Origin of the sequence: Ferruginibacter paludis (assembly GCF_030409685.1) — a bacterium.
GTDB lineage: Bacteria > Bacteroidota > Bacteroidia > Chitinophagales > Chitinophagaceae > Ferruginibacter > Ferruginibacter paludis.
Window position 1 is genome coordinate 316116 of sequence record NZ_JAUFQJ010000003.1, and the last position, 6152, is coordinate 322267.

A 6152-nucleotide genomic window follows, 5' to 3' on the forward strand; every position below is an offset into this window, starting at 1 on the left:
ACTACAATGGACTTAGCCACCACCTTTTTGCAATCAGCCATTAAAAGAGTTGCTTATTACAAAGAATTAGGAGATAAAACATTTGCACAGCTCAGTGAGGCTGACTTTTTTTTCACGCCAAACAAAGAAAACAACAGCATTGCTGTTATTATTCAGCATATGGCGGGCAATATGCTCAGCCGCTGGACTGATTTTTTAACCACCGACGGCGAAAAGGAATGGCGTAACCGCGATTCAGAGTTTGAAGAACAACCGCTTACAAAACAGCAGCTCATTGAACTTTGGGAGAGGGGCTGGAATTGTTTCTTAGGTACCTTGCGGCAACTGAATGGAGAAGATTTATTAAAAACAATTTACATCCGCCACGAAGCTATCCCGGCTGTCGATGCCATTAACAGGCAGCTGGCTCATTACCCCTATCATGTTGGCCAGATTATTTACATAGGCAAGATACGCAAAGATCAAAACTGGCAAAGCCTGTCCATTCCAAAAGGCAATTCCGACCAATACAATCAGCAGTTGTTTTCGGCCAATGCGGATAAATTAAAAAGCTGACCTTCCTAACATCAATTATGAAGTAAAAAAAGGTAACCAAGCGGTCATAAACATTGTCAAAAATTCGCCGCATTCCATATCCGGAACAATTGGCTGTACCATGCCAGTGTAAACAGCTATCGGCTTTATTTAACGTATCAATCTGCAATAAAACAATATATTTGGTACTGAATTTGCCCAACGGTGGCGATACGCTATTTTTGCACTAATACACTGATCCACTGCGCTCAATCCTCAACATATTAAAATGGTTTTCACTTGCACTAATTTTTTGGTTAGTGCTTGGTGCGCTGATGGTGTACGTAAAACCGGTATATGGCAACTGGGTGTTTGGCATTGCCATTGCCGCCTGGCTGGCCGGCTGGTTATATACCTTTGAAAAAGCCAAACATAAAACCTGGTTTTTTTTATGGTTGCTGGGCATGGTAATCTCTATCTGGTTTACGCTGCAGCTAACATTTGTTCAAAACGCCATCGTATCCACTGTTTCAGGCAAACTATCCGATAACCTGAAAGCCAAAGTAAGCATTCAGAGAATCGACTATAGCTTTTTTGATAAAATGGACCTTCGGGGCCTGCTGGTGGAAGACAGGCAAAGGGATACGTTGCTTTATGCAGGCAGCGCCAAGATTAATATTACCGACTGGTTCTTTTTAAAAAACAAAGCTACCCTGAAATATGTGGCACTTACCAACGCCGTAGTCAACATGCAACGAACCGATTCTGTATGGAATTACCAGTTTTTGGTTGATTATTTTTCTTCGCCCAAAAAATCATCCGGCAAAAAAAATACGATTGAATTTGATATCAAGATTCTGAAGCTGGAGAATATAAGGTTCAGCCAGTTGGACCGGTGGGTGGGCCATAATATGGAAGTGCACATAAAAAAACTGGATTTGTTTGCTGACGATATCAGTCTTGATAATAAAAAAATTAATCTGAATACGCTTTCCATCGACGGACCGGAATTTGGGCAGTTTGATTATGAGGGCAACCGGGAAAGATTGCACATTCCGAAAGATACCAGCCGCCCTGATGCGAAAACCACTGCCTACCGCTGGAATAATGCGGGGTGGATTATGAACGTAAAAAACATCCATATTACCAATGGTGTTTTCAGCAGCGGCCAGGAAACAGCCAGGGCGCCCTTTACCGATCGGTTTGACGGAGCTCACTTGCGCTTTGGTAATATAACAGGCGACTTTAACAACCTGCATTTTGAGAAAGATACCCTCACTACCGATTTCAGTCTTTCTACAAAAGAACGCAGTGGCTTTGAAGTTAAAAAACTAAAAGCGGCGCTAAAATTTACGCCCGAGCTGATGGAATACAAACAGCTCGAACTGGTGACCAACAAAAGCCACCTGGGCAATTATTTTGCAATGCACTACCGCGGTTTTAATAAAGACATGAGCGATTTTGTGCACAGCATTAAGATGGATGCGAATTTTGTAAACAGTGAATTAAGCAGTGATGATCTTGGTTTTTTTGCCCCTGAAACAAAAGAATGGAAAAGAGTATTCCAGTTGAAAGGCGTTGCCAAAGGCAGCGTGGATAACCTGGCTGCAAAAAAAATGCTGATTAAAACTGACAACAGTTATGTTGATGGCGACATTGCATTAAAAGGCCTTCCGGATATTGACAATACATTTATCGATTTTCAAGCCAATGAACTAAAGACAACCATACGGGATTTGTCCGCCATTGTTCCATCTTTAAAAACGGTTACACAACCCAATCTTGGTAAACTGGGTAATATCAATTACCGCGGTAATTTCACCGGTTTTATAAAAGATTTTGTTGCCTTTGGTACCATCTCTACCAACCTGGGTGTAGTTACAGGTGATGTTAATATGAAACTGCCGGACGACGGGTCATCTGTTTACATCGGTAAAATTTCTACTGATGGCTTTCAGCTGGGAGAATTTATCAATTCCAAAGATGTTGGCAAAATAATTTTTAACGGCAAACTTAACGGTGCCGGCTTTTCGTCAAAAGATGTGGCAGCAAATTTTGACGGCAATATCCGCAGTGTTGAAGTAGCAGGATACACTTACCAGAACATAGCCGTGAAGGGCGATTTTGGTAAAAAATTATTCAGTGGCTCGGCAAGCATTGATGATCCCAATTTAGTGCTGCATGACCTCAAAGGCAGCATCGATTTTACTGGTACAGAGCCACAATTTAATTTTGATGCGGATCTTACCAAAGCTGATTTTAAAAAATTAAATATTACCCAGGATGATTTTTTATTAAATGGCCACTTTAACCTCGATTTTACCGGCAGCAACATTGATAACTTTTTAGGTACTGCAAAAATTTACAATGCCGGTCTGTTGCACAACAACACACCGCTAAGCTTCGATTCATTAATTCTACACTCCTCTGTGCTCAACGATTCCAAAGTACTGAGCCTTGTAACCAATAACCTGGAAGCCGAAGTAGATGGTAAGTTTACCATTCGTGAACTGCCGGATGCGTTCAAGATTTTTTTGAGTCGTTATTTCCCTTCTTATATAAAAAAGCCCGGGTATACGCTGAGTGACCAGGACTTTTCTTTTCTGATAAAAACAAAAGAAGTGGACGGCTACATGCCTTTACTTGACCACAGACTAAGAGGTTTTGATAATGCTGTAATAGAAGGAAGCCTGCAGTTAAGCGACAACCAGTTTAGTGTAAACGTAACCGTGCCCCAGTTTAGCTATGATGGGAAAGTTTTTAATAATACCCGTTTAGCAAGCAATGGCAATTTTGACGACCTGGTAACAAAAGCGGATGTTGATGACGTACAAATCAATGATAGCCTGCATTTGCCGACCAGCAGCCTGGTACTGGATTCGCATGATGACATAACTGACATTGTACTTAACACCAGTGCCAGCAAAAACCTCAGCAGTGCCAATATCAATGCCCAGGTACAAACCATGAAGGATGGCGTAAAAATTCATTTTTTTCCAAGTTCATTTATTATCAACGACAAAAAATGGCAGCTGGAAAGAGATGGCGAATTATCGCTAAGCAAAACCCAGGTAAGTGCCAGCGAAGTGAATTTTGTACAGGGAGACCAGCAGATAAAAATTGCCACCGAACCGTCTGAAACCGGCAATACCAATGACGTTGTGGTGAAGCTTACCAAAGTAAGTATTGATGACCTGTTGCCACTGGTATTAAAAAAGCCAAGGATGGAAGGACAAATTTCAGGCACTGTAAGGATAGCCGACCCGTTTGGCAAACCGTATATTGAGGCCGATGCAGAAACAGAAAAATTTACCATTGACGGTGATTCCGTTGGTGTCATCAATACGCATGCAACCTATTCTACCAATACCGGCATTGTGAAATTTAATGCAGGTGCTGAAGACCCCAACAACCATTTTCGCATTGATGGCACCTACAATACAAAGGATTCTTTAGGTAACCAGGCCGATATTGCCATTGTATCCGAAAAGCTGGATCTCAAGATTTTAAACAATTACCTTGGCGGAATTTTCAGTGAGATACGAGGCACAGCCAACACCAGCAATTTAAGAGTGATGGGTAATTCAAAGCATCTGACTATTACAGGATCTGCTAATGTTACGGAAGGGTCACTAAGGGTTATTTATACCCAATGCAAATATGCTTTTAAAAACGAAACCATTATTTTCAATCCCGATGAAATTGATTTTGGTACGGTGACTATAACGGACACATTAAACAACACCGCCACGGTAAGCGGGAAAATGTACCATCGCTTTTTTGACCAGGTTGGTTTTGATAACGTAAAAATGGATACGAAAAAATTGCTTGTACTCAACACTACCAAAAGAGACAATAATATTTTCTATGGTAAAGTAATTGGCAGGGCGTCTCTTGTACTAAATGGCAGTGCTGACGACATTACAATGGACATTAACGGCGAGCCATCCAGAACAGATAGCAGCCATATTTATTTATCTAACGGTACCACGGTAGAAAGCGGCGTGGTGGATTATATTGATTTCATCCAGTTTGGTACCGAGATGGCCAATGCATATAAGGGAAGGATTTCCAGCAATATTGTGGTTAACATGGCGCTTACCGCTAACCCATCCTGTAAAATTGATGTAATACTGGATGAAGCAACGGGTGATATTATTAAGGGGGAGGGCAACGGCCTGTTAAAGATAAGAGTGGGTAATAAAGAACCGTTAACCATCAATGGCCGTTACGATATTACAAGGGGTGACTACACATTTAATTTTCAGACCTACCTTAAAAAATATTTTAAGGTAAATACCGGAAACATTGTTTGGAGCGGCGATCCTTTGAACGCACAGATTGATATCATTGCGGAATACCTGGCTACCAATGTCGATTTCAAAAGCATAAGCAACAACATTTCCGGCACCACAGGCACTAACACTTCATTTCAAAAAAAGAGTGATGTACGGGTTCTGGCGCATCTGACTGAAAGCCTGTTGAAACCTTCCATCGATTTCGAATTTCAATTGCCGCCTGGTAGTCCTTTAGCTAATGACTTTTTTATTACTAAAACGCTGCAGCAATACAAAGACGATAAAAACGAGCTGAATAAACAAGTAACCTCCTTGTTGTTATTTAACTCTTTCATCAGCGGTCAGCAGGGTTTTATTACTGCTAACAGCGGCGCTAATATTTTATCCAGCACCATCGGGGGAATGGTGTCAAGTGCACTGTCGGGGTACTTTAATAAATTTTTACAAAAATACCTTAAGAATACCTCGCTGTATTTTGACTTAAATACCAGTTACGGCAGTACCTCTCCGGGCGATCTTCAGGCCAATGTTGCCCAATTGCAGGCCGCCGCTAAAAGCGGACTTATCTTTACTTTATTGCAGGGCAGGCTTATTATATCAGCTGGTGTAAACGTGGATTATAATAACCCATACGCAATCAATTACACCCGCAATACCAACGTACTTGTAACGCCGGATGTTACGGCAGAATTTATTATCAACAAAGATGGAAGTGTAAGAGTAGTAGCATTTAACCGTACCAATTATGATTTTATCGGTCAGCGGAATAAAACGGGTGTTAACCTTTCTTACCGCAAAGATTTTGATAAACTATCGGATATACTTGACCCAAAGAGAAAAAGAAAAGTGGTGTTGGTGAACAACAGACCGGTAAATTAAATCGCTATGTGTGATGACTGATTTTTTGAGGCCTGTTAGCTTTTATATTTATCTGAAGGAGTTATAAGCAAAGAGTTATTTTATTAGGTAATGTACTGAAAAATAGTTGGTGATTTTTTGTGTCAAAATCCTTTTATTGCAGATGTTAATCTTAAGAGGAAGTAGGCTCTGCTGGAGAGCAACCTGCCAGCAATATGATTAATGCAAGACAATGATAAAAAGCAGCCTTTAGGGGGGTTGCTTTTTAGTTTATATTATTGGATTGCTGCATGGCTAAGGAAAACTCAAAGCTTGGATTTGTTTCTGAAGTAGATATACCATTTGATGAAGTTGATTCGGTTGTTTTTGGTTGCCCAAAGTAAGATTCTATTCCATTGGTTGTTTTGGGAATATTGGGGTTATCTAAATAACAAAACATATTGGGCAATGCTCTTTTAATCGTGAAAAATGAACGTCTGATTA

3 protein-coding genes are annotated in these 6152 nt (G+C 40.7%); 2 read left to right on the forward strand and 1 reads right to left on the reverse strand.

Annotation, left to right across the window (positions count from 1 at the left end):
* The first annotated feature begins 6 nt into the window (after positions 1-6).
* Together QWZ08_RS05730 and QWZ08_RS05735 are read left to right on the forward strand one after the other, a co-directional pair.
* Positions 7-555 carry a DUF1572 family protein gene (locus QWZ08_RS05730; RefSeq protein ID WP_290336288.1) on the forward strand — a complete coding sequence of 183 codons (549 nt, stop codon included), beginning with the start codon at positions 7-9 and terminating at the stop codon, positions 553-555.
* A 278-nt stretch (positions 556-833) separates the two neighbouring features.
* Entirely contained in the window at positions 834-5690 is a 4857-nt protein-coding gene (locus QWZ08_RS05735; protein WP_290336290.1) for a translocation/assembly module TamB domain-containing protein, read from the forward strand.
* A 244-nt stretch (positions 5691-5934) separates the two neighbouring features.
* Here the strand turns inward: QWZ08_RS05735 and QWZ08_RS05740 are convergent.
* Positions 5935-6152, reverse strand: a 218-nt coding sequence (locus QWZ08_RS05740; RefSeq protein ID WP_290336291.1) for a hypothetical protein, incomplete at its 5' end; no start/stop codon positions are given.